The sequence below is a fragment of the Peribacillus sp. TE19612 genome (assembly GCF_056279465.1).
This window is the reverse complement of record NZ_JBWCCL010000019.1, coordinates 34,050-57,123: the sequence shown is the minus strand read 5'-3', so window position 1 is coordinate 57,123 and position 23,074 is coordinate 34,050. Positions and strand designations below refer to the sequence as shown.

The 23,074-nt window shown below is 40.7% G+C and carries 26 protein-coding genes and 1 rRNA gene; 26 read left to right on the top strand and 1 reads right to left on the bottom strand.

Annotated elements, in window-relative coordinates; genetic code table 11:
* The 12 genes from rrf to rsmI form a co-directional block, all read left to right on the top strand.
* Window positions 1-101, top strand: a 5S ribosomal RNA gene (gene rrf / locus ACZ9AO_RS23980); the annotation flags it as partial.
* 210 nt (window positions 102-311) lie between these two features.
* The gene (locus ACZ9AO_RS23975) at window positions 312-530 is read left to right on the top strand and encodes a sigma factor G inhibitor Gin (RefSeq protein WP_081088802.1); all 219 of its coding nucleotides are present in this window, start codon (window positions 312-314) and stop codon (window positions 528-530) included.
* Window positions 531-769: 239 nt separating this feature from the next.
* Window positions 770-2,224: an aminotransferase class I/II-fold pyridoxal phosphate-dependent enzyme gene (locus ACZ9AO_RS23970; RefSeq protein ID WP_476110833.1), complete on the top strand. Its 1,455-nt coding sequence runs from the start codon at window positions 770-772 to the stop codon at window positions 2,222-2,224.
* A 39-nt stretch (window positions 2,225-2,263) separates the two neighbouring features.
* On the top strand, window positions 2,264-2,905 hold the full coding sequence (tmk, locus tag ACZ9AO_RS23965; RefSeq protein WP_476110831.1) for a dTMP kinase: 642 nt from the start codon (window positions 2,264-2,266) through the stop codon (window positions 2,903-2,905).
* Window positions 2,906-2,990: 85 nt separating this feature from the next.
* On the top strand, window positions 2,991-3,320 hold the full coding sequence (locus ACZ9AO_RS23960) for a cyclic-di-AMP receptor (RefSeq protein ID WP_034316369.1): 330 nt from the start codon (window positions 2,991-2,993) through the stop codon (window positions 3,318-3,320).
* Window positions 3,321-3,344: 24 nt separating this feature from the next.
* A complete protein-coding gene (locus ACZ9AO_RS23955) occupies window positions 3,345-3,785 on the top strand; it encodes a YaaR family protein (protein ID WP_476110829.1) in 441 nt (146 codons plus the stop codon).
* 8 nt (window positions 3,786-3,793) lie between these two features.
* Window positions 3,794-4,798, top strand: a complete 1,005-nt coding sequence (holB, locus tag ACZ9AO_RS23950; protein WP_476110828.1) for a DNA polymerase III subunit delta' — start codon at window positions 3,794-3,796, stop codon at window positions 4,796-4,798.
* A 1-nt stretch (window position 4,799) separates the two neighbouring features.
* Window positions 4,800-5,630: a PSP1 domain-containing protein gene (locus ACZ9AO_RS23945; protein WP_476110826.1), complete on the top strand. Its 831-nt coding sequence runs from the start codon at window positions 4,800-4,802 to the stop codon at window positions 5,628-5,630.
* Window positions 5,631-5,680: 50 nt separating this feature from the next.
* Entirely contained in the window at window positions 5,681-6,019 is a 339-nt protein-coding gene (gene yabA / locus ACZ9AO_RS23940; RefSeq protein ID WP_476110836.1) for a DNA replication initiation control protein YabA, read from the top strand.
* A 178-nt stretch (window positions 6,020-6,197) separates the two neighbouring features.
* Window positions 6,198-6,941 carry a tRNA1(Val) (adenine(37)-N6)-methyltransferase gene (locus tag ACZ9AO_RS23935; protein WP_251543713.1) on the top strand — a complete coding sequence of 248 codons (744 nt, stop codon included), beginning with the start codon at window positions 6,198-6,200 and terminating at the stop codon, window positions 6,939-6,941.
* A complete protein-coding gene (locus ACZ9AO_RS23930; protein WP_251543715.1) occupies window positions 6,928-7,188 on the top strand; it encodes a GIY-YIG nuclease family protein in 261 nt (86 codons plus the stop codon). The genes ACZ9AO_RS23935 and ACZ9AO_RS23930 overlap by 14 nt, the downstream gene beginning before the upstream one ends.
* A gap of 1 nt (window position 7,189) precedes the next feature.
* On the top strand, window positions 7,190-8,074 hold the full coding sequence (rsmI, locus tag ACZ9AO_RS23925) for a 16S rRNA (cytidine(1402)-2'-O)-methyltransferase (RefSeq protein ID WP_048689979.1): 885 nt from the start codon (window positions 7,190-7,192) through the stop codon (window positions 8,072-8,074).
* Window positions 8,075-8,117: 43 nt separating this feature from the next.
* On the opposite strand, the gene ACZ9AO_RS23920 is transcribed toward rsmI, so the two are convergent.
* The gene (locus ACZ9AO_RS23920; RefSeq protein WP_048689982.1) at window positions 8,118-8,402 is read right to left on the bottom strand and encodes an AbrB/MazE/SpoVT family DNA-binding domain-containing protein; all 285 of its coding nucleotides are present in this window, start codon (window positions 8,400-8,402) and stop codon (window positions 8,118-8,120) included.
* A 618-nt stretch (window positions 8,403-9,020) separates the two neighbouring features.
* Between ACZ9AO_RS23920 and metG the strand changes: the two genes are divergently transcribed.
* The 14 genes from metG to ACZ9AO_RS23850 all read left to right on the top strand — a co-directional run bounded on the left by metG (window position 9,021) and on the right by ACZ9AO_RS23850 (window position 22,933).
* Entirely contained in the window at window positions 9,021-10,982 is a 1,962-nt protein-coding gene (gene metG / locus ACZ9AO_RS23915) for a methionine--tRNA ligase (RefSeq protein WP_476110822.1), read from the top strand.
* Between the two features lie 209 nt (window positions 10,983-11,191).
* A complete protein-coding gene (locus ACZ9AO_RS23910; protein ID WP_034316352.1) occupies window positions 11,192-11,959 on the top strand; it encodes a TatD family hydrolase in 768 nt (255 codons plus the stop codon).
* Window positions 11,960-12,238: 279 nt separating this feature from the next.
* Window positions 12,239-13,393, top strand: coding sequence for a ubiquitin-like domain-containing protein (locus tag ACZ9AO_RS23905; protein ID WP_476110820.1), 1,155 nt, complete (start codon window positions 12,239-12,241; stop codon window positions 13,391-13,393).
* Between the two features lie 254 nt (window positions 13,394-13,647).
* A complete protein-coding gene (rnmV, locus tag ACZ9AO_RS23900) occupies window positions 13,648-14,211 on the top strand; it encodes a ribonuclease M5 (RefSeq protein WP_048689993.1) in 564 nt (187 codons plus the stop codon).
* Window positions 14,204-15,082: a 16S rRNA (adenine(1518)-N(6)/adenine(1519)-N(6))-dimethyltransferase RsmA gene (rsmA, locus tag ACZ9AO_RS23895; RefSeq protein WP_251543725.1), complete on the top strand. Its 879-nt coding sequence runs from the start codon at window positions 14,204-14,206 to the stop codon at window positions 15,080-15,082. Before rnmV ends, rsmA begins: the two co-directional genes overlap by 8 nt.
* Before the next feature lie 201 nt (window positions 15,083-15,283).
* The gene (gene yabG / locus ACZ9AO_RS23890) at window positions 15,284-16,162 is read left to right on the top strand and encodes a sporulation peptidase YabG (RefSeq protein ID WP_048689999.1); all 879 of its coding nucleotides are present in this window, start codon (window positions 15,284-15,286) and stop codon (window positions 16,160-16,162) included.
* Between the two features lie 314 nt (window positions 16,163-16,476).
* A complete protein-coding gene (gene veg, locus ACZ9AO_RS23885) occupies window positions 16,477-16,728 on the top strand; it encodes a biofilm formation stimulator Veg (protein ID WP_034316343.1) in 252 nt (83 codons plus the stop codon).
* A gap of 151 nt (window positions 16,729-16,879) precedes the next feature.
* A complete protein-coding gene (locus ACZ9AO_RS23880) occupies window positions 16,880-17,056 on the top strand; it encodes a small, acid-soluble spore protein, alpha/beta type (protein WP_034316340.1) in 177 nt (58 codons plus the stop codon).
* A 323-nt stretch (window positions 17,057-17,379) separates the two neighbouring features.
* A complete protein-coding gene (ispE, locus tag ACZ9AO_RS23875) occupies window positions 17,380-18,249 on the top strand; it encodes a 4-(cytidine 5'-diphospho)-2-C-methyl-D-erythritol kinase (RefSeq protein WP_048690002.1) in 870 nt (289 codons plus the stop codon).
* 61 nt (window positions 18,250-18,310) lie between these two features.
* Window positions 18,311-19,135 carry a pur operon repressor gene (gene purR / locus ACZ9AO_RS23870; RefSeq protein ID WP_048690004.1) on the top strand — a complete coding sequence of 275 codons (825 nt, stop codon included), beginning with the start codon at window positions 18,311-18,313 and terminating at the stop codon, window positions 19,133-19,135.
* Between the two features lie 13 nt (window positions 19,136-19,148).
* Window positions 19,149-19,523, top strand: coding sequence for a RidA family protein (locus ACZ9AO_RS23865; protein WP_034316334.1), 375 nt, complete (start codon window positions 19,149-19,151; stop codon window positions 19,521-19,523).
* A gap of 191 nt (window positions 19,524-19,714) precedes the next feature.
* Window positions 19,715-20,011 carry a septation regulator SpoVG gene (spoVG, locus tag ACZ9AO_RS23860; RefSeq protein WP_034316332.1) on the top strand — a complete coding sequence of 99 codons (297 nt, stop codon included), beginning with the start codon at window positions 19,715-19,717 and terminating at the stop codon, window positions 20,009-20,011.
* 579 nt (window positions 20,012-20,590) lie between these two features.
* Window positions 20,591-21,964, top strand: coding sequence for a bifunctional UDP-N-acetylglucosamine diphosphorylase/glucosamine-1-phosphate N-acetyltransferase GlmU (gene glmU / locus ACZ9AO_RS23855; protein WP_034316331.1), 1,374 nt, complete (start codon window positions 20,591-20,593; stop codon window positions 21,962-21,964).
* Between the two features lie 15 nt (window positions 21,965-21,979).
* Window positions 21,980-22,933 (top strand): ribose-phosphate diphosphokinase, encoded by a 954-nt coding sequence (locus ACZ9AO_RS23850; protein ID WP_034316329.1) that lies wholly within the window; start codon window positions 21,980-21,982, stop codon window positions 22,931-22,933.
* The last annotated feature ends 141 nt before the right edge of the window (window positions 22,934-23,074 follow it).

The window sequence follows — 23,074 nt, the reverse complement described above, 5'->3', positions numbered from 1 at the left end:
GAAGAGGTCACACCCGTTCCCATTCCGAACACGGCAGTTAAGCTCTTCAGCGCCGATGGTAGTTGGGGGTTTCCCCCTGTGAGAGTAGGACGCCGTCAAGCCATTTAAAAAGATCAGCCATCCGGCTGGTCTTTTTTTGCTTAATGCAAAGAAAAATCATTGGATATAAAGGGATTATCAATTATGGAAACTTTTATGAAGACATACACGTATTGAAATTCTTCATCATACATTGTTAAAAGCATCCCCGGGTTCTCTTAAACTATTTAAATCAATGTATGCGAACAATGGTTTTTGGGGAGAATGCAGGTATGGAGGTGGAGATGTTGGGGACAACAACAACCAAAACAACGGCAGGGGAAACGTGCGCGGTTTGTGAACAAGTAAAAGGGATGGGTATACATCTATATACGACTTTTATTTGTGAGGAATGCGAAAGGGATATGATCGGGACGGATACGAACGATCCCAAGTACCAATATTACTTAAAGAAATTAAGAAAAATCACTAATCCTGAAATATTATCATGAAAAAATAGTTTGTGGGAAGTTAAAGAATCAGAGATAAAAGAAATGTGTGTTTCTTTAGTCTCTGATTCTTTTTTTGGTACTTTAGAAGAATGCTTGGCAACATGCTCCCATGTTGCCGTATGTTCCCTCCAAACAGACTGTTCAGAGATGCATAATTGCCTTTCTGTCGGCGTAATATGAGATAAAATTATACTTATTTGATAAAATGAAAAAATACTATGATATGAGGGAAGAGAAAAATGAATCAATCACAGACACCATTGTTCGATGCAATGAGTGCTTTTCATAAAAAAAGCTCCATATCCCTGCATGTCCCAGGGCATAAAAATGGATGGGTGTTTAATAAAAAGGGCCAAGCCTTATACACCCCCCTGCTTGGTATTGATGCCACGGAAATAAGCGGTTTAGATGACCTGCATGCTCCAGAGGGCGCCATTCTAAAGTCCGAGCAACTACTCGCTGATCTATATGGGGTAAAGCGGAGTTATTTTCTCGTTAATGGGTCAACCGTAGGCAACATTGCCATGATTCTTGCTGCCTGCAGGGAAGGTGATAAGGTCCTTGTCCAAAGAAACTGCCATAAATCAATTTTACATGGATTGATGTTAGCGAATGTACAACCGATTTTTTTGCAACCGGACTATTATGAGAAATGGGGCATTGCCGGCGGTGTGGGATCAAATTTAATTGAAGAAGCCTTGAGTGTACATCCAGATGCAAAAGCCATCATTGTTACCTATCCTAATTATTATGGAATTGGTGAAGACTTGACGGAAATGGTAAGACTCGCACATCAAAAGGGGATTCCTGTGCTGGTGGACGAGGCACATGGCGCTCATTTTCAGTTAGGAAGTCCGTTTCCCAAGTCGGCCATTTCGGCAGGGGCAGATGCCGTTGTCCATTCAGCGCATAAAACACTGCCAGCCATGACGATGGGGTCATTTCTTCATGTGAATTCATCCTTAATTGATGTCGATCAAGCATCATTCTATTTACAAATGCTTCAGTCCAGCAGTCCATCTTACCCAATTATGGGTTCGCTCGACTTAGCCAGGGCCTACTTAGCCGCTTTTACATCAGAAGATAAAAAATTCCTTATTGAAAAGATATCGGACTTCAGAGGAGAATTAGGTGCCCTGCAGACAGTAAGGGTTCTGGAGGCGCCGCCAGGCACCTTGGCAGACCCGTTAAAAGTAGTCATTCAATCAACAAATGGTTTAAGCGGATTTGAGTTACAGCAGCTATGTGAAGCCGAAGGCATTTTTACGGAGTTGGCTGATCCTGATAATTTATTAATGATTTTACCCTTATTAAAAATGGGTACCGATTTTCCTTTTCATGAAATCATACAAACTATAAAAAGTGCCACTCAAGACAGAACTGGAAACAAGGAAGCGGATCTTCGGGTCCTCTGGCCTGATGGAAGGTCAATGACAGGGCTTGAAATGCCCTACTCCGTCATGAAGCATAGCAAAGCAAGATCTGTCGAATTACGGAAAGCAGTCGGAGAGGTATCCGCCGAGATGGTCATTCCTTATCCGCCGGGCATCCCTTTAATTATGTCCGGGGAAATGATTACTCCTGAACATATATCCAATTTGCGGAGACTGCTGGAAATGGGATCAAGGTTTCATGGTGGTTCCTCCCTTTCAAACGGAGAATTAATCGTTTATGAAAGCGGGCAGACTGGTTAAAATGATATACTACATACAAAGAACCTTGGAGGTACATCGATGAAACGTGGTATTTTTATAACAATGGAAGGGCCTGAGGGTGCCGGGAAAACAACCATTACCCAAATGCTTGGCAAGGCTCTGCAACAAGAAGGCTATCAAGTTCTATTAACCCGTGAGCCAGGGGGAGTTCCCATTTCGGAGCAAATTAGGGAAGTGATCCTTAATAAAGATAATACAGCCATGGACTCGAGGACAGAGGCTTTATTATACGCAGCAGCAAGGCGTCAGCATTTAGTGGAAGTGGTCATGCCTGAGCTGGAACGAGGGGGACTTGTCCTCTGTGACCGGTTTATAGATAGCTCATTAGCCTATCAGGGTCATGCAAGGGGTTTGGATATAGAAGAAGTTTACAATATCAATAAATTTGCAATTGGAGATATGATGCCAGATGCCACGCTCTTTTTTGATATCGACCCAGAAGAGGGATTGAGACGCATCCAGTCCAATGGGGAACGGGAAGTGAACCGGCTGGATCTTGAAGCACTCGACTTTCATAAAAAAGTTTGTGAAGGGTATCAGTTCATTATAAATAGATGGAAAGAACGTTTCATTATCGTGGATGCAGGCCGGACAATAGATGAAGTCTTTGAGGAATCGAAAGCCAGCCTATTGGATTTTTTAGCGAAAGCGGGAAACTGATTATATAGGTTTCCATATTATTCAACCAATACTATTTGATATAATGTAGTTAGTAAAAATTCAGAGTAACCGGAGGATGATGAGAATGAAAATGATCATTGCTGTCGTTCAAGACAAGGATAGTCATCGCCTGCTGAATCAATTAGTGGAAAATAATTTCGGAACGACCAAGTTAGCCAGCACTGGCGGGTTTTTAAAATCAGGTAATACGACTTTTATGATTGGAACAGAGGATGAACGTGTTGACCAAGCCATCCAGATCATCAAACAGAATTGTCAGTCACGATCCCAATTAGTATCACCGGTTTCACCGATGGGCGGGAATGCCGAGTCATATGTACCTTACCCAGTGGAGATTCAAGTGGGCGGTGCGACCATTTTTGTTCTGCCGGTTGAAAACTTTTTACAATTTTAACGGTTAGTTTCAGGGAGGTTCATTATGAAAATCAACCATGATATCCCTATTAAGCTGGATAAATCGCGACAGGATGCCAAAAAATTCCAAACCGGAAATGGAAGATTCCAACAAATGGTCCAGACACAGGATCAAAAGATGCAAATCCAAACATTAAACCGTTTGATAGGCGATATCGAAGGGGCGGGTCAGCGTTTAGTAAGGTCACGTACTTTTAGGGAATTGGCAAAATATAAAGCATTGGTGAAACGGTTTGTTAAAGAAGCGGTTGAATATGGACTGGAACTGAAGCAATCAACGAGCTGGAATGAATATGGACAGAGCCGGCCATTGAAAACCGTGGAAACGATAGATGCAAAATTAGTTGAGTTAAGCGAGGAAATTCTTAATAAAGAGAAGAGTTCGCTTGAAATATTGGAAATGATAGGCGAGATTAAAGGTCTTCTGATTAATTTATATACTTAAGTGAGTTGATGGTTTTGGATAAAACATGGCAGGACATGAGTGAAATTCAGCCGCAGGTAATGACGATGCTGCAAAATAGCATAACGAAAAACAGGGTGGCTCATGCGTATTTATTTGAAGGGGAAAAAGGGACAGGTAAGCAAGAGATAAGCTATGCCTTTGCCAAAAGCTTACTATGTGAAGCCCCGACAGCAGGTTATGAGCCATGCGAACTTTGTCGGAATTGCAAACGGATTTCAAGTGGGAATCATCCTGATGTCCATTTGATAGAAAAGGACGGTCTCTCAATAAAGAAAGAGCAAATCAAGGGGCTTCAGGAAGAATTTTCGAAAAAGAGCGTAGAGGCAGATCGGAAGGTTTATATGATTGCCGATGCTGACAAAATGTCTGTGGGGGCAGCCAACAGTCTATTGAAATTTTTAGAAGAACCTTTGGCTGATACGGTAGCAATATTGATGACCGAACAGCTTCAGAGGATTCTGCCGACTATATTATCAAGGTGCCAAGTGATTTCGTTCAAGCCATTATCTCCGGAGAATGTGAAACGGAAGCTGATAGAACAGGAGTTAGAACCACAGCTGGCCTCGGTTATTGCCCACATCACACAGAATGTGGAAGCTGGAATCGAGCTTAGCCATGATGAATGGTTTGTACAAGCTCAAAAAATAGTGGTAAAATTATATGAAGTGTTAAAACTTAATTCCTTGAAGGCAATGCTGTACCTTCAGACGGATTGGTTCACACACTTTAAAGAAAGAGAACAGGTTGACAGAGGTCTTGATTTGTTACTTCTTATATATAAGGATTTATTATACATTCAGTTGGACAAAAAGGACTTCGTTGTGTTCCAAAATAAACTGAAGGAATTTGAAACTCACGCTCTTCATCTTTCCCCAAGACGCCTTGCTGAACATATGGGTTGCATTTTGGAAGCAAAAAGGAAGCTGATGTCCAACACGAATCCACAGCTGTTGATGGAACAGCTTGTGCTGAATTTGCAGGAGGGATCATGATTTGTATGATGTTGTAGGTGTCCGTTTTAAAAAGGCGGGCAAAATATACTACTTCGATCCGGGTGAATTCGCAATTCCTAAGGACGATTTTGTAATAGTGGAGACTGTCCGCGGTGTTGAATTCGGTAAAGTCGTTACAGCCCGTAAACAAGTAGATGAAAACGATGTTGTCCTGCCATTGAAAAAAGTACTTCGGGTCGCTGATGCAAAAGATAAGTTGATTGTAGACGAGAATAAGGTGGCTGCAGAAGAGGCTTACACTATATGTTGTCAAAAGGTTGTGGAACATAAGCTGGATATGAAGCTGGTTGATGTGTCATATACTTTCGACAGAAATAAAGTCGTGTTTTATTTTACAGCGGATGGTCGCGTGGATTTCCGTGATTTAGTTAAAGATTTAGCTGCCATATTCAGAACTCGCATAGAACTGCGCCAAATCGGGGTAAGGGATGAGGCAAAGATGCTTGGTGGCATAGGACCTTGTGGCAGAATGCTTTGTTGCTCCACATTTCTTGGAGATTTTGAACCGGTTTCCATCAAAATGGCGAAGGATCAGAATTTATCATTAAACCCTACAAAAATCTCAGGTTTATGCGGTCGATTGATGTGCTGTCTGAAATATGAAAATGATGAGTATGAAAGTGCGAAGGAAATGCTTCCTGATTTAGGTGAAATGATTAATACGCCTGGTGGCAAAGGCAAGGTAGTGGGGCTTAATATTCTAGAACGCGTACTTCAGATTGAACTAATCGGGCAAGAAAGAGTATTAGAGTATACTCTAGATGAGATTCTAAAAGAGGGAGCCGTTTCTATTCAAGCCACAGATTATTAAGGTGGTGGGAGAGCGTGGATAAGAAAGATATTTTTGAGTCGGTGACCAATATGGAAACCCAGATAGGCCAATTATATAAGCAGCTTGGAGAATTGAAGCAGAACTTAGCTGAAATACTTGAGGAAAATCAGTCGATCAAGCTGGAAAACGAGCATTTGCGCCATCGGTTGGGCCTTGTGGAAGTCGAAAGTGCGCCTGCTGCAGTTAAGGTCAAACAAAAAGTGAAAAACCGTATTCCAAGTGCGGAAAAGGTTATGGATATCGGGGAAGGCTATGATAACTTAGCCCGTATCTATCAAGAGGGCTTTCATATTTGCAATCTGCATTTTGGCAGTTTACGAAAAGAAGGGGATTGCCTGTTCTGTTTATCTTTTTTAAACAAGAAGTGATAATGGAAAATATAAAAGATGTTCCATCTCTTTTACGTGATAGATAGACCGTTTACAATATATAGTGATTCGGGGTCTGACGCATACTATGAGTCAGGCCCCTTTTTTGTACGACAGTAACATAGAAGCATGGTCCCTAAACATGCTTTTTCCATACATGATTAGGAGGGTAACAGCAATGGTAGAACTTAATGGAGATGAGCGCCTGGATTATCTTTTGGCTGAGAATTTAAGGATCATTCAGAGCCCATCGGTGTTCTCTTTTTCATTAGATGCCGTTTTATTATCAAGGTTCGTGAATGTACCGATCCAAAAAGGGAAAATCGTCGATCTTTGCTCAGGCAATGGGGTCATACCTTTGCTGCTGAGTACAAGAACGAAAGGGACAATTACCGGTGTTGAAATTCAAGAGCGGTTATATGACATGGCCCAGAGGAGCATGGACTATAATGGCGTAACCTCCCAAATCGAGATGATTCATGGAGATATAAAAGAAATTCCAAAGCAGATAGGGTATAGCAAATATGACGTCGTTACTTGCAATCCACCCTATTTCCCGACGCCATCCATCGAGGAAATTAACAAAAATGAGCACTTTGCAATTGCCCGACATGAAATCATGTGTAATCTTGAGGATGTCATGCGTGTTTCAAGCCAATTGCTGCGTCAAGGTGGGAAAGCCGCATTCGTTCATAGACCGGGCCGTCTGATGGATATCCTGCATTTCATGAGGATGTACAGAATTGAACCGAAGCGACTGCAATTCGTTTATCCTAAGAGTTCAAAAGAATCGAATACGATTCTTATAGAAGGGATAAAGGACGGCAACCCTGATTTAAAGATTCTTCCCCCGCTTGTTGTATATAATGATCAAAATGAGTATAATCCCGAAATCAGAAGGATTCTATATGGAGAGGAATAAGCATTATTTTTATGTTTTAAAGTGCAGGGACGGCAGTTATTATGCTGGGTATACCAATGATTTGCACCGTAGGATTGATGTTCATAATCAAGGCAGGGGCGCTAAGTATACACGTGGCCGGACACCGGTTGAACTGATTTATCATGAAATATTCGAAACACGGACATTGGCCATGCAGGCTGAATATAAATTTAAGCAATTTACAAGAAAACAAAAGGAAAAGTGGATGGCAAAGGAGGATACATGATATGTGGCAGCAAAAGAGTTTTGAAAAAGAAGGATTGGAGCCGGCTCTATATCTGGTTCCTACACCGATAGGAAACCTTGAGGATATGAGTTTCCGGGCTTTAAGAATCTTAAAGGAAGCGGATGTCATTGCTGCTGAGGACACGCGAAATACGAAGAAATTATGCAACTACTTTGAAATTTCGACACCTATCGTCAGCTACCATGAACATAATAAGGAATATAGCGGGAAGCAAATGCTTGAGAGGCTTCGATCTGGAGAGGTCATCGCATTGGTAAGTGATGCTGGCTTGCCGACGATATCCGACCCGGGATATGAACTGGTCAAAGATGCCATTGCCGAACAGTTTAAAGTCATTCCGTTGCCGGGGGCAAATGCTGCATTAACTGCATTGATCGCATCTGGACTGGTTCCCCAGCCTTTTTACTTCTACGGTTTTCTGCAACGGGGAGCAAAAGAAAAAAAGCAGGAACTGGAAAAATTAAAAAAAATGGAATCAACTTGGATCGTTTATGAATCGCCACATCGATTGAAAGAAACATTGAAACATATGCATGAAATTTTAGGTGACCGTCGTATAGTATTATGCCGGGAGTTAACCAAGAAATTTGAAGAGTTCATTCGAGGGACTGTGAGTGAGGCCTTGACATGGGCGGTGGAATCCGAAATTCGCGGTGAGTTCTGTTTAATAATAGAAGGCGGGCAATGGTCGGAGGATGAATCGGAAGAGGCTTGGTGGATGGACCTTGATATCGTCGGCCATGTTAATCATTATATAGAAACCAAGCAGTTCACTTCAAAGGACGCAATCAAGCAGGTCGCAAAAGATCGCAATATGCAAAAACGCGATGTATATCAAGCGTTTCACATTGATATACAAGAATAATGAGCATAAAAAAACTTCCGAAGAACGGAAGTTTTTTTATCATTTATTTAGAAGCAGTGAAGTTTTGTTGAATTTCTTGAATAAGTAATTCTGCGCCTTCACGACTAAGAATCAATTTGCCATTGGCAAGTGTAAGGTTGTTATCGGAAACTTCACCTGTAACTTGGCAAGTCATGTTTGGTTTGTATTTTTTCAAGATGATGCGCTCATCATCCACATAGATTTCAAGAGCGTCTTTCTCAGCGATACCCAATGTACGACGAAGTTCGATTGGAATAACCACCCGGCCTAACTCATCAACTTTACGAACAATACCTGTAGATTTCATTTAAAAAATTCTCCTCTCAGTTACAATCTAGTACCCTATTTCTATTTTTTTCGCCATTATTCGACAAATTTTTTTATAAATTTATAATACCAGCCATTCCCAAATTCGTCAATGATTTATTTTCATTTTTTTGTAAGAAATAGCAGGGTCCACTTCGTGTAACAAAATGGCTTTTAAAGGGAAAAAATCGGTTATGCCTTTAAAAGTAAAGAAATGCAGGATACAAAGAACTGCTCACTTCACCAGATTTCGACAAAGTATGCATATGAAAACATACTTCCCTATTATATGATTAAATATATTTTAGTTTCAAAACAAAAGTTCTGAATTAAGGATAATTTTCTGAAAAAGTTTGCGAATATGTGAGTTGTTGCACAAAAAAAGAAATTTAGGTATATTTTGTTCAGGTAAGAGGTAATGCTGACAGAAGGGAAGTACCCTTATTTTTAAGTTGAGTCTACTTAGTATTTTTTTATTCTATTAACATGATGATTAGATTAGTGATTATTGTCGCACAGAATTGTATATAGCGTTAAAATAGAGATAATAGCTTAAATATATTCTTTTGGCTTGGGCCAGTCCCATTGCCGGTTTTTCAAATGATGAGGAGGGAACGAAGTGCAAGATAAATTAAAAACATTCTATATCACGACACCCATATATTATCCGAGTGGCAATTTACATATAGGGCATGCGTATACGACAGTGGCAGGGGATGCCATGGCTCGTTATAAAAGGATGCGTGGCTTCGATGTCATGTATTTAACAGGAACTGATGAACATGGTCAAAAAATCCAGCGTAAAGCGGCTGAGGAAGGAATCACTCCACAGCAATATGTAGATAATATCGTATCAGGGATCAAAGAACTCTGGGAAAAGCTTGATATTTCATATGATGATTTCATCAGGACGACGGAAGATCGCCATAAAGAGGTCGTAGCCAAGATTTTCAAAAGGTTATTGGACCAGGGTGATATATATTTAGACCAATATGAAGGATTATATTGTACACCTTGCGAATCTTTCTTCACGGAACGTCAAGTCGAAGAGAGCAATGGAAACTGTCCTGATTGCGGCAGGCCTGTTGAAAAGGTGAAAGAGGAATCTTATTTCTTTAAGATGAGTAAATATGCGGATCGGTTACTTAAGTTTTATGAGGAAAACCCGGATTTCATTCAGCCGGAATCCCGCAAAAACGAAATGATCAATAACTTCATCAAGCCTGGATTGGAAGATCTGGCCGTTTCACGTACTACTTTCGATTGGGGCATCAAGGTGCCGGGAGATCCAAAGCATGTCATTTATGTATGGATTGATGCTCTGACCAATTATATAACGGCATTAGGGTATGGAACGGACAATGATTCTAAATACTTGAATTATTGGCCGGCCGATGTACATCTGGTCGGAAAGGAAATCGTTCGTTTCCATACAATTTATTGGCCGATCATGTTAATGGCTCTTGACGTGCCGCTTCCAAAGAAAGTCTTCGCCCACGGATGGCTTCTCATGAAAGATGGTAAAATGTCCAAATCAAAAGGAAATGTAGTGGATCCCGTTACATTGATCGATCGTTACGGTTTGGATTCTTTACGCTACTATTTATTGCGTGAAGTACCATTTGGTTCCGATGGGGTATTTACACCGGAAGGGTTTGTGGAACGGATCAATTTTGACCTGGCCAATGATTTAGGGAATTTATTAAATCGGACAGTTGCAATGGTCAATAAATATTTTGATGGTGTGATTCCAAATTATGAAGGATCCAATGGTGAATTCGAAAAAGCTTTGCTTGAAATGAATCAAGAAACGGTTGGCAAGTATGAGGAAGCAATGGAAAATATGGAATTTTCAGTTGCACTGACATCCATTTGGCAACTCGTGAGCAGAACTAATAAATTCATTGATGAGACCCAGCCATGGACTCTTGCTAAAGATGAATCAAAGAAAGAAGACCTTGCCAGTGTCATGGTTCATTTGGCGGAATCATTACGCAGGACGGCAATCCTTTTGAAACCGTTCTTGACGCAAACACCGGAAAAGATCTTTGCTCAGCTTAGCATCAAAGATGATGTGTTAAAATCCTGGGACAGTTTAGCGGAGTTCGGTCAAATTCCTGCTGAAACAAAAGTCTTGAAGGGAGACCCGATCTTCCCTCGTTTGGATATGGAAGAGGAAGTTTTATATATTAAAGAACAAATGCAGGGGGATGCCCCTAAGGACGAGGAAAAAGTGGAAGAGACGATTCCCGAGGTTGATGAAATCACTATTGATGACTTTACAAAAGTGGAGCTGCGTGTTGCTGAGGTAATGGCAGTTGAGCCTGTAAAGAAGGCGGATAAGCTTCTTAAACTTCAGCTTGATTTGGGTTATGAGAAGCGGCAAGTCGTATCAGGCATTGCACAGCACTATAAACCAGAAGATTTAGTAGGCAAAAAAGTGATATGCGTCACGAATTTGAAACCTGTTAAACTTCGTGGCGAGCTCTCTCAAGGAATGATTTTGGCGGGAAGCCAGGATGATGTGCTCTCAGTCGCTACAATAGATTCATCGATTCCAAATGGTTCAAAGGTGAAATAAACGGATGAAAACATAAAGGTGTTTCATATGAAACATTTTTATGTTTTTTTCTTTATGCTTTTGGAAAAAGTAACGTAATATAGGTTTAGTTTTTGGTTCTACATTTATTAATTGCGCATACAGCCTCTTTTGTAATCTGTTTGTTACCTAAATGTGAAACATAAAACTTTCATTTTTTTATAAAATAGTGCTAGAAAGGAAGAAAAATAATGTTATTTGACACACATGTACATGTTAATGCGGAACAATTCAACGAGGATCTCGAAGACGTAATAGAAAGAGCTAAGGAAGCAGGGGTCGATAATATGGTAGTCGTTGGTTTTGACCGGCCTACCATTATAAGGGCAATGGAATTAATAGAAACTTATGATTTCATGTATGCCGCAGTCGGATGGCATCCTGTGGATGCTATAGATATGACAGAAGATGACTTACAATGGATCGAGGAATTATCCAATCATCCAAAGGTTGTGGCCATTGGGGAGATGGGCCTGGATTATCATTGGGATAAATCTCCGAAAGATGTTCAAATGGAGGTGTTCAGGAAGCAGATTCGATTGGCCAAAAAGGTGGGGCTGCCCATTATCATCCATAATCGGGAAGCGACCGCGGATATCGTGAACATACTGAAGGAAGAAGAGGCATCAAGGGTTGGGGGCATCATGCATTGCTTTAGCGGAAGTGCAGAAACGGCTTTGGAGTGCATCAATATGAATTTTTATATTTCATTGGGAGGCCCTGTGACCTTCAAGAATGCCAAAAAACCAAAGGAAGTGGCAGCAGCCGTACCTTTAGACCGTTTACTGATTGAGACCGATTGTCCATACTTGGCTCCCCATCCTTATAGAGGGAAGCGTAATGAACCTTCATATGTGAAACTTGTCGCTGAACAAATTGCAGAAATCAAACAACTTACAATAGAGGAAGTTTCCCAGGCAACAACGGAAAATGCCAAGAAATTATTCGGCATTAACTGACATTTTTTTTTACAATATCTCCCGGGGTTTGCTAGCTAAAATCGCAATTTTTTAAGGTTTCTACAAATTTCACTCCAACTATAGGCTTATTATGTCGAGAAGTCGCCCTTTCCTTTTCATTATGGAATATGCATAATAGGTAGTAATTTCCTGAATGAGAAGTGAATGGGTTGACAGCTTGATAACTAAGTCTATATAATCACCGGGAGGAAGGAGGAGTTTTTCATTCTATTAAAAACTATGAAAAACCTTATTCCCAAACCTTTTGGGAAGAAGAGAATGGCAATGGCCATTTGCAGTGCTATTCTTGTTTCTACAGCATTGGGAATACTTATATATCAAGGAACAAAGGATACAGTAACAATCATGCTAGATGGAAAAAAAGAGGTAGTGCGTACACACGCGGCTACTGTAAATGATATGTTGGAAGATTTAGAAATTAACGTTCAAGCCGCAGATTATGTCCACCCATCAAGAACCACAAAGGTTGATGATGATTTGGAGGTGGTTTGGAAGCCTGCACAAAAAATCGTCATGGTACAGGATGGTAAGAAGAAGGAAGTCTGGTCCACCGCAGATACGGTAGATGAACTTTTAAGGGACCAAAATCTAAGTGTGAAGGAACAGGATAAGATCGCCCCTTCAAAAAGTACGAAGCTGAAAGCGAATATGGAAGTTGCCATAGACAAAGCCTTTTCACTGAAATTAGTGGTAGGTGGATACGAAAAGCAGGTATGGTCAACTTCGACTACTGTCGCTGACTTTTTAAAGCAACAAGGAGTAAAACTCAATGATTTGGATCGAGTTGAGCCAGAATTAACCGAAAAAGTTAAAGCTGAGAATACGGTAAACGTAGTTCGAATTGAAAAAGTCACCGATGTAGTGGAAGAACCAGTTGACTTTGCAGTCATAACTAAAAAAGATGACTCTTTATCAAAAGGGAAAGAGAAAATTGTCAAAGAAGGAAAAGATGGACTCGTTTCCAAGAAATATGAAGTTGTTAAAGAAAATGGCAAAGAGGTCAAAAGAGAATTACTTTCAGAAAAAGTAGTTAATAAAAAGCAGGATAAAGTTGTAACGGTCGGAACTCGAACGACCGTTGCGCAGGCATCACGGGGAGTAACTAACGTTAGTTCTTCAAGTGGAAAAGAAATATACGTATCTTCAACAGCTTATACTGCCAGTTGTAAGGGCTGTTCCGGAGTCACGTCCACAGGAGTAGATCTAAAGAGTAATCCGGGTGCGAAAATCATTGCTGTCGATCCAAGCGTGATTCCCATGGGGTCGAAAGTATATGTAGAGGGATATGGCTATGCTGTAGCAGCTGATAAAGGCGGAGCAATAAAGGGAAATAGGATTGACGTCTTCTTTTCTTCAAAAAATGATGCCTATCGCTGGGGTGTAAAGAGAGTAAAGATTCGCGTATTGGACTAATAAGGTTTCTCTCGCAGGAGATGAATTCGTCTCCTGTTTTTTGCGTTTTATTTTCCATTTGTTGAAAAACCCCATGTAAAACTGTTTTAATAAGATAGACGTCTCGCCATTCCATAAGATTTCAATATATGCGTGTGAACTTTCATAAATGATCTAGACTGGATTCTCTACCCAAAAAAGTTTTTTACGGGGGACCGGTTACGTTTATCCAAGAGCTAATCAAAGCGCTTGCGCTTTTCTGTATGGAGGAAACCATGAAAAAGATTAAAGAAATTATTGTTGTAGAAGGAAAAGACGATACGGTGGCGATAAAAAGGGCTGTTAATGCTGATACAATAGAAACCAACGGATCAGCGGTGAATGAGTCCTGTATTGAACAGGTGAGGCTTGCACAAAAGACACGTGGAGCCATCATTTTCACTGACCCTGATTTTCCTGGTCAAAAAATCAGGAATATCATTTCAGAACAAGTAAAAGGGTGTAAACACGCCTTTTTAACGAAGAAGGAAGCCCTTCCTAAGTCAGGTAGAGGAATTGGTGTGGAACATGCTTCTCCTGAGGCAATTCGTAATGCTTTAAAGGATGCCCAAATAATGGACGAAGAGGCTTCGGAAGAGATTTCACAGCAGGATTTAATAGATGCAGGTTTAATCGGGGGATCCGGTGCCAAGGAACGAAGGGAAAAACTTGGATCTATGTTAAAAATCGGGTTTACCAATGGTAAACAGTTATATAAGAGACTAAAAATGTTCCAAATATCAACTGAGGCTTTTGAGAAAGCGATGGTACAGATAATTCAGGAGGAAAAAAATGAATAAGGATATTGCAACCCCTGTCAGAACGAAAGAAATATTAAAGAAGTACGGATTCTCCTTTAAAAAGAGCTTAGGCCAAAACTTTTTAATCGATACGAATATCTTGAAACGTATTGTCGAACATGCCAATTTGACAGAGGAAAGCGGCGCCATCGAAATTGGGCCGGGAATCGGGGCATTGACGGAACAACTGGCGAAAAGCAGCAAAAAGGTTGCGGCCTTTGAGATTGATCAGCGTCTACTGCCCATCTTATCGGATACACTGTCTCCCTATAACAATGTAAACATCATTCACGGGGATGTTCTTAAGGCTGATGTCAAGAAGGTCATCGAGGATGAATTTGCTGGATTCTCGGACTTGATGGTTGTTGCAAACCTGCCATACTATGTCACGACGCCAATCATTTTAAAGCTATTGTCCGAGGACTTGCCCATTAGAGGCATCGTGTGCATGCTGCAAAAAGAAGTGGCTGACCGAATTGCCGCAAAACCTGGGACAAAGGAATATGGTTCTTTATCCATTGCCATTCAATATTATACAGAAGCCGAAACAGTGATGATCGTACCAAAAACGGTATTCATGCCTCAGCCTAATGTTGATTCAGCTGTAATCCGCCTTACTAGGCGCGTGAAGCCAATCGTCGAGGTCCTGGATGAGGATTTCCTATTCACTGTGACCCGGGCGTGCTTTGCACAGCGTCGGAAAACGATTTTAAATAACTTAACCAGTCAGATGCCAGATGGTAAATCGAAAAAGGAACACATACTTGCCGCTCTCGAAGCCGCGGAAGTGGAACCTTCCAGACGGGGCGAAACACTGAGCATCAAAGAATTTGGCCGCTTAAGTGATGCGTTATTGCCGAATTTCAAATAAAGAAAACGTGAAAGATTCAAGTCGGAATGGGGTCACTCCCAGCTTCCGGCTTTTTTTATTTTGAAATTGGCCCATCATGATGGAACATACCCGAAAATGTAATCAATATCCACCTTTCACCATTCAAGATTGGTTCGCATAACTTAAGAATGAAAATAAACTAGGGCGGGCTGAAAATAAGTCTTCTCATGGGGTGGGGCCATGAATATTCAAATAAACGATATTGTTGGTCGGGTTTCTTATAAATGCGACGTGTTGTTCCGGGTAATTGATATCCGTGATATTGACGGAAGGCGTGAAGCTATTCTTTATGGGGAAGATATCCGACTGATTGCAGATGCACCTTTTCAAGATTTAATGATTATTAATGATAATGAAAGAAATGATCGACAAAGGTCGAATGAGGTACTACAAGAACAATCTGACCGCTTATTAACGCAAGATCTAGAGCTGCAACAACAAAAAAACGGCTATCAATCCAGTAACGGCTATCGGTATAGCGGTGAATATTTCCAAATACCAGGGAGGGTGCTCCATGTTGATGGGGATGCATCTTACTTGAGGAAATGCATGGATCTATATCAGAAATTCGGTATTCCGGTAAATGGCATCTATTGCAATGAAAAGGAAATGCCCCAAAGGATCGGGGGTTTGCTGGATCATTATCGGCCGGACATTCTTGTTGTCACCGGACATGATGCCTATTCAAAATCAAAAGGACCGATGTCCGATATTAATGCTTACCGTCACTCAAAGGATTTTGTACAGACAGTTAGAGAAGCGCGAAGGAGGGTTTCTCATTTAGACCAACTGATTATATTTGCCGGGGCTTGTCAGTCGCATTTTGAATCGCTGATCCAAGCGGGGGCAAATTTCGCAAGTTCTCCTTCCCGTGTTAATATACATGCTCTTGATCCGGTATATATCGTCGGAAAGATAAGCTTTACGCCATTTTCCGATCATATTCATGTATGGGATGTCCTTCGGAATACATTAACGGGAGAGAAGGGACTGGGAGGAATTGAGACAAAAGGGGTGTTACGGACCGGGTTGCCTTTCAAGCCATTTCAGGAAGAATGAACGAGCTGCATTTTGAAAGAATGCAGCTTGCTTTTGGTAGGGGGAGAATTCGGATATCCTCACAAAAAAATGGGTTATTTGTGGAGCAATGTTCGTAGGCAATGATTTAATTACGAAAATTCGGCTTAATAAATAATGGAATAGTTCGTTTACATAATTTTTCATTTCCCAGGATATAATAAAATTGTTCGCGATTTTGCCGAATTTCAGATAAAAATATATTGACTACATTTTTAAGTGCTGATATAATTTATTATTTTGTTTGCGTATATTTGTAAATTGTGATATACTTAACTTAGTGAGGTGGACCGAAAATGCCAAAAACTCTAGCTGATATTAAAACTGCACTTGATTCAAACCTGGGTAAAAGATTGCTCTTAAAAGCAAACGGTGGAAGAAGAAAGACTGTAGAACGATTTGGAACTTTGGCGGAAACTTATCCGGCTGTTTTTGTAATTGAGCTCGACCAAGATGAAAATGCGTTTGAAAGAGTATCTTACAGCTATGCGGATGTTTTAACGGAAACCGTAGAACTAACATTTTTAAACAAACAACAAGAGATGTAACTTAGACGAGGCAGCTAACAATTTTGTTTGCTGCTTTTTGTTTTGCATAAAATATCCTGTGAGTCCCAATAAAGGCTTAAAAAGGATGTAATGAAATAGCGTTTGTTGCAAACACTAGGCGTGTGACGGCATGTGAAAGGGGTTGCTTCGCTTGAGCAGGAAAAAAGGGATTATGTCAAATGATCTTAAAGAGGAATTGGCTAAGGAACTTGGATTTTACGATGTTGTCCAGAAAGAAGGCTGGGGAGGAATCCGGGCCAGGGACGCAGGAAACATGGTAAAACTTGCTATCGAAAAAGCACAACGTCAATTGGTGAACAAAGAGTAAGATAAAACACTTAATTGTATCATGCCGTCATGTTGATGGAAGCCGGACTCTTTATACAATGTATAGCTCTATTCATTTTTGCTTACATTGTAGTTAAGGAGTCTGGTTTTTTTATGTATCGGTGAATGCTATATGGATATGTAGCAAGTCTTTTGGGATGCAGGAAGTGGCTGCTCCCCAATGTGCCTACATGTGTCTATTCTCCTCTAAGGGCCAATCTTAGCTTCATTACATTGAAATTACGATGAAAAAACCTTTAGAATATAAACAAATATGATAGAATAGGACAAGAACTTTTAAGAACGTTAAAGTAGGTGGACATATTGAAGCTTATGGAAAAAGCCCCGGCTAAAATTAATTTGGCTTTGGATGTGCTTTTCAAACGGCCTGATGGGTATCATGAGGTGGAAATGATCATGACGACAGTCGACCTTGCCGATAGAATTGAACTAAAGGAAATAAAGGGAAATCATATTCAAATTCTATCCCATAATCGATTTGTTCCGGATGATCATCGGAATTTGGCTTATCAAGCTGCATTTATTCTAAAGGAACGTTTTGGAATCAATAAAGGTGTTTCCATAACTATAGAGAAAAATATACCTGTAGCCGCAGGACTTGCTGGTGGCAGCAGTGATGCCGCAGCAACTTTAAGAGGCTTAAATAGACTGTGGAAGCTTGGTCTTTCCATGGATGAACTTGCGGAAATCGGAGCTGAAATTGGCTCTGATGTTTCATTTTGTGTATATGGAGGTACGGCATTGGCCAGAGGGCGCGGGGAAAAAATCACGCATCTTCCTGCACCGCCAAAGTGCTGGGTCATCTTGGCCAAACCGACGATCGGCGTTTCGACTGCCGATATATACAAAAGGCTCCAAACTTCAAAAATGGAGCATCCGGATGTACCTGGAATGATTTCGGCTATTATGGAAAACAATTATCACGATGTATGTGAAGGGTTGGGGAATGTTCTTGAACAAGTGACATTGCAGTTATACCCGGAGGTTGCGAACATTAAAGATCAAATGAAGACATTTGGAGCAGATTCGGTCTTGATGAGCGGAAGCGGTCCGACCGTTTTTGGTTTGGTGGAACATGATTCGCGCATGCAGAGGATTTACAATGGTCTTCGTGGATTCTGTGATCAGGTCTATGCGGTCCGTTTGTTGGGTGATCGAAACAATCTTGAATAGAAACGTACATTAGTGGTATAGTTGCAATATAATATTCGGAATTCACAAAGGGGGTGTCTCAATGAAATTTCGTCGCAGCGAGAGGCTAGTCGATATGACCAATTATTTATTAGAACATCCAGGGGAATTAGTTTCGCTGACTTATTTTGCTGAAAGATATAGTTCGGCAAAGTCCTCGATCAGTGAAGATTTGACCATCATCAAAGATACTTTTGAACAACGGGGGATAGGTTCTTTAACAACCGTTCCAGGTGCGGCCGGTGGAGTGAAATATATTGTTTCCATCAAGGAAGAAGAGGTCAATGCCTTCATTGACGGATTATGCGATACGATCGCTAGTCCCGAAAGGCTACTTCCTGGCGGTTATCTATATATGACAGACATATTAGGACATCCGCAAACCGTGAATAAGGTTGGAAGGATAATCGCTTCAATGTATGCCAAGAAAAATGTCTCAGTCATCATGACGATGGCAACCAAAGGGATATCATTAGCATACGCCGTGGCAAATTATTTGAATGTTCCAGTTGTCATTGTAAGTAGGAATAATAAAGTAACGGAAGGTTCTACAGTGAGCATCAATTATGTTTCTGGCTCTTCAAAGAGGATCCAGACTATGGTACTCTCTAAGAGAAGCTTGGTTGAGGGTTCGAATGTATTGATTGTAGACGATTTCATGAAGGCTGGAGGTACCATTAACGGTATGGTCAGTCTATTGGATGAATTTAAGGCAACAGTTGCCGGAATTGCGGTGCTGGTCGAATCCGAGCATACGGAGGAGTGCCTTGTCGAGGACTATGTTTCTTTAATCAAGTTGACACAGGTGGTCGAAAGAGACAAGAAAATCAAGGTCAGTCGTGGGAATTATTTTACGAAAAAGGAATAGGGGGAATGATTTCATGAAAACGATACATACTGATGAAGCACCGGCAGCGATCGGACCATATTCACAAGGCGTGATCGTGGATACGTTATTTTTCAGTTCTGGACAGATCCCGCTTACTGCTTCTGGTGAGATGGTGACAGGGGATGTCAAGGAACAAACACACCAGGTCTTTAAGAATCTCCAAGCCGTATTGAAAGAAGCTGGGGCTTCATTGGAAACTGTCATTAAAGCTACAGTATTCATTAAAAGTATGGACGATTTCGGTTCGATTAATGAAATATACGGAGAATATTTTTCTGCTCACAAACCTGCCCGCTCTTGTGTAGAGGTTGCTCGCCTTCCTAAAGATGCACTAGTGGAAATAGAAGTGGTAGCGCTCGTTAAATAAACGGGCGTTTTTTTATTTTTAAGGGGCATTCGTAATGGGTAATTTTCCTGTAATATATGGGTGATTTTTAATGTTTTTAAAAACTAGGCTGAATTTTCTAAAAAAATTACAGATAATAGAAGGAGTTCACGTTTTTTTGTTGAATATGTACTTTAAGTTTTAACAACAACAAAAAGGGATGGTGAGCTTAAATGGAAGTAACTGACGTAAGATTACGCCGTGTGAATACGGATGGTCGTATGAGAGCTATCGCATCAATTACATTGGATAATGAATTTGTGGTTCATGATATTCGTGTGATCGACGGAAACAATGGTTTATTTGTAGCAATGCCAAGTAAACGAACTCCAGATGGAGAATTCCGGGATATCGCTCATCCAATCAATTCCTCGACACGCGGGAAAATTCAAGAAGCTGTCTTGACAGAATATCATCGATTGGGAGAACTTGAAACTGAATTAGAGGAAGCTGGAGCAGGTGCTTCTTAAAATAACCTTACTTTTAAACTTTAAATTTATAATTCGTGCATCTAGAGCCTACTTCATAAGTAGTGCTCTTTTTTATTTATTCAAAAACAGAAAAGTTTAGAACTTATCCGCTCATCATACAGATATTTGCTTAAATGAATTGTAAAACTTACGGTGTTATCTAAAGTTTAAGTACCCATCCTTTTTATTTTTAAAACCTTTTTGATCAACCGGAAATTGAAATTCCTGTAAGGGGATTTCTCTAATGACATGAATCGGTAACCTGATCTCGGAATGGGAGTTAACAACGGGTGCAGTGCTGCCAGATGGCTTGTACATAGGGCATGGCGCGGTCGTGGCGGAGTTTTGGGATAAAGGGGAGGAAACATGTTTCTGTACATTGATCGGGCATATATCATTCATTTCATGATGTCAAATAATGCTCCAAGGTCCAATGCTGACATTTGTAAGCTGTCGGATAACGGAAATTTTTCACCCGATTGGTTGACAATTATATGTACTTTTAATTGTTACCTTGAAAAGAATCACTATTTGAGATAATATTTTTAGTGGATAAAAAGGTGAAAATGGAGGCCTGTTATGAGTAATCGCTATGCAATAATATTGGCCGCTGGGCAAGGTACTAGGATGAAATCTAAGCTTTATAAGGTTTTGCACCCTGTTTGCGGGAAACCAATGGTACAACATGTTATCGATCAAGTCAATCAACTTCAAATAGAAGATATTGTAACAGTCATCGGCCATGGTGCTGAAAAGGTTCAAGAGCAACTTGGTGATTCATGCAAGTATGCCTTACAAGAACAGCAATTAGGTACGGCACATGCTGTAATGCAAGCGGAAAGCGTTTTATCCGCAAAAAGTGGCACGACCCTTGTTATTTGCGGTGATACGCCTCTGATTAAAGCGGAAACAATGAAAGAGCTTATAGCCTTACATGAGCAAAGTCAGGCGAAAGCAACAATCTTAACAGCATATGCAGATAACCCTGCTGGCTATGGAAGGGTCCTTCGCGGTGAAGGCGGACTTGTAGAAAAAATCGTCGAGCATAAGGATGCTTCGGAAGAAGAAAGATATGTTAAGGAAATAAATACCGGTACATATTGCTTCGACAACCAAGCATTATTCAGCGCGCTGAAAAAGGTTTCGAATGAAAATGTCCAGGGAGAATATTACTTACCGGATGTTATTGAAATCTTAAAAGAAGAAGGCGAAGTGGTGACTGCTTTCCAATCCAGTGAATTCGAGGAGACATTGGGTGTGAATGACCGTGTGGCTTTATCGCAGGCTGAGCAAATTTTACGGAAACGCATCAATGAAAAGCATATGAGGAACGGTGTAACGATCATCGACCCGCTTACAACTTTCATTGAAGCGGATGTGCAAATCGGACAGGATACAGTCATTAACCCTGGGTCATTCATTAAAGGAAAAAGTATCATCGGGCAGGACTGCTTGATTGGCCCGAATACGGAAATCAGTAATTGTGAAATTGGTGATGGAACGGAAGTCCTCCAATCGGTTGTGCACGAAAGCAGTATTGGAAGTTTTGTTAAAATCGGTCCATTCGCACATGTTAGACCTCAATCAGATATTAAGGATTCCGTTAAGATCGGTAATTTTGTCGAAATTAAAAAGACCGTTTTTGGCAAAGGAAGCAAGGCCTCACATTTGAGTTATATTGGTGATGCAGAGGTTGGGGAGAATGTTAATATAGGCTGTGGATCTATTACCGTGAATTACGACGGGAAAAATAAATATTTGACGAAGATTGAAGACAATGTCTTCATAGGCTGCAATTCTAATCTGGTTGCACCTGTGACAGTAGGAGAAGGGGCATATGTAGCTGCTGGTTCAACCATCACGCAAGATGTACCGCAGCAAGCCCTATCCGTTGCCCGGGCTCGTCAAGTTAACAAAGAAGATTATGTCAAGAATTTGAAATTTAATAAATAACCGACGGAGGTCATCATGTCAAATCAGTATTTAGATCCTAATTTAAAAGTATTCTCTTTAAATTCAAACTTCGATTTAGCTCAGGAAATTGCTGCAGCAATCGGTGTTGAACTTGGAAAATGTAGCGTAACAAGTTTCAGTGACGGTGAAGTTCAAATTAATATTGAAGAAAGTATCCGTGGCTGTGATGTATTCGTAATCCAATCAACAAGCCAACCAGTCAATGAAAATTTAATGGAACTTTTAATTATGATCGATGCTCTTAAACGTGCTTCAGCTAAAACGATCAATATTGTAATGCCATATTACGGTTATGCCCGCCAAGATCGCAAAGCGCGTGCGCGTGAACCAATTACAGCTAAACTTGTAGCAAATCTTTTAGAAACGGCTGGTGCCCACCGTGTAATCACATTAGATCTTCACGCACCTCAAATTCAAGGTTTCTTCGATATTCTGATCGATCACCTTGTTGCCGTTCCGATTTTAGCTGATTTCTTCAAGGAAAAAGATTTAAGTGATATCGTCATCGTTTCCCCAGATCATGGTGGTGTAACACGTGCCCGTAAAATGGCCGATCGCCTAAAAGCACCGATCGCCATTATCGATAAGCGCCGCCCAAGACCGAACGTGGCTGAAGTCATGAACATCATTGGTAATATTGAAGGGAAGACAGCAATACTGATTGATGACATCATCGATACTGCAGGAACTATTACATTAGCGGCCAATGCCCTTGTGGAGAATGGTGCTAAAGCAGTGTACGCTTGTTGTACACACCCAGTCCTTTCAGGTCCTGCCATCGAAAGGATTCAAAATTCAACAATCAAGGAATTGGTCGTGACTAACTCGATTGCCCTATCTGAAGATAAGAAAATCGATAAAATTGTTGGTCTTTCTGTAGCACCTTTGATTGCAGAGGCAATCATTCGTGTGCATGAGGAACAATCAGTCAGTACATTATTCGATTGATAACAAAATAAAACGAAAACACGGCGGGCCTTTTCGGGCTCGCCGTGTTTTTGTTTAAAAGTTTCAGAAAATATTTAATTCTTAGTTGACAGATGAGAATAGTAATAATAAAATAACCATACAAAATACAATTCATATTCA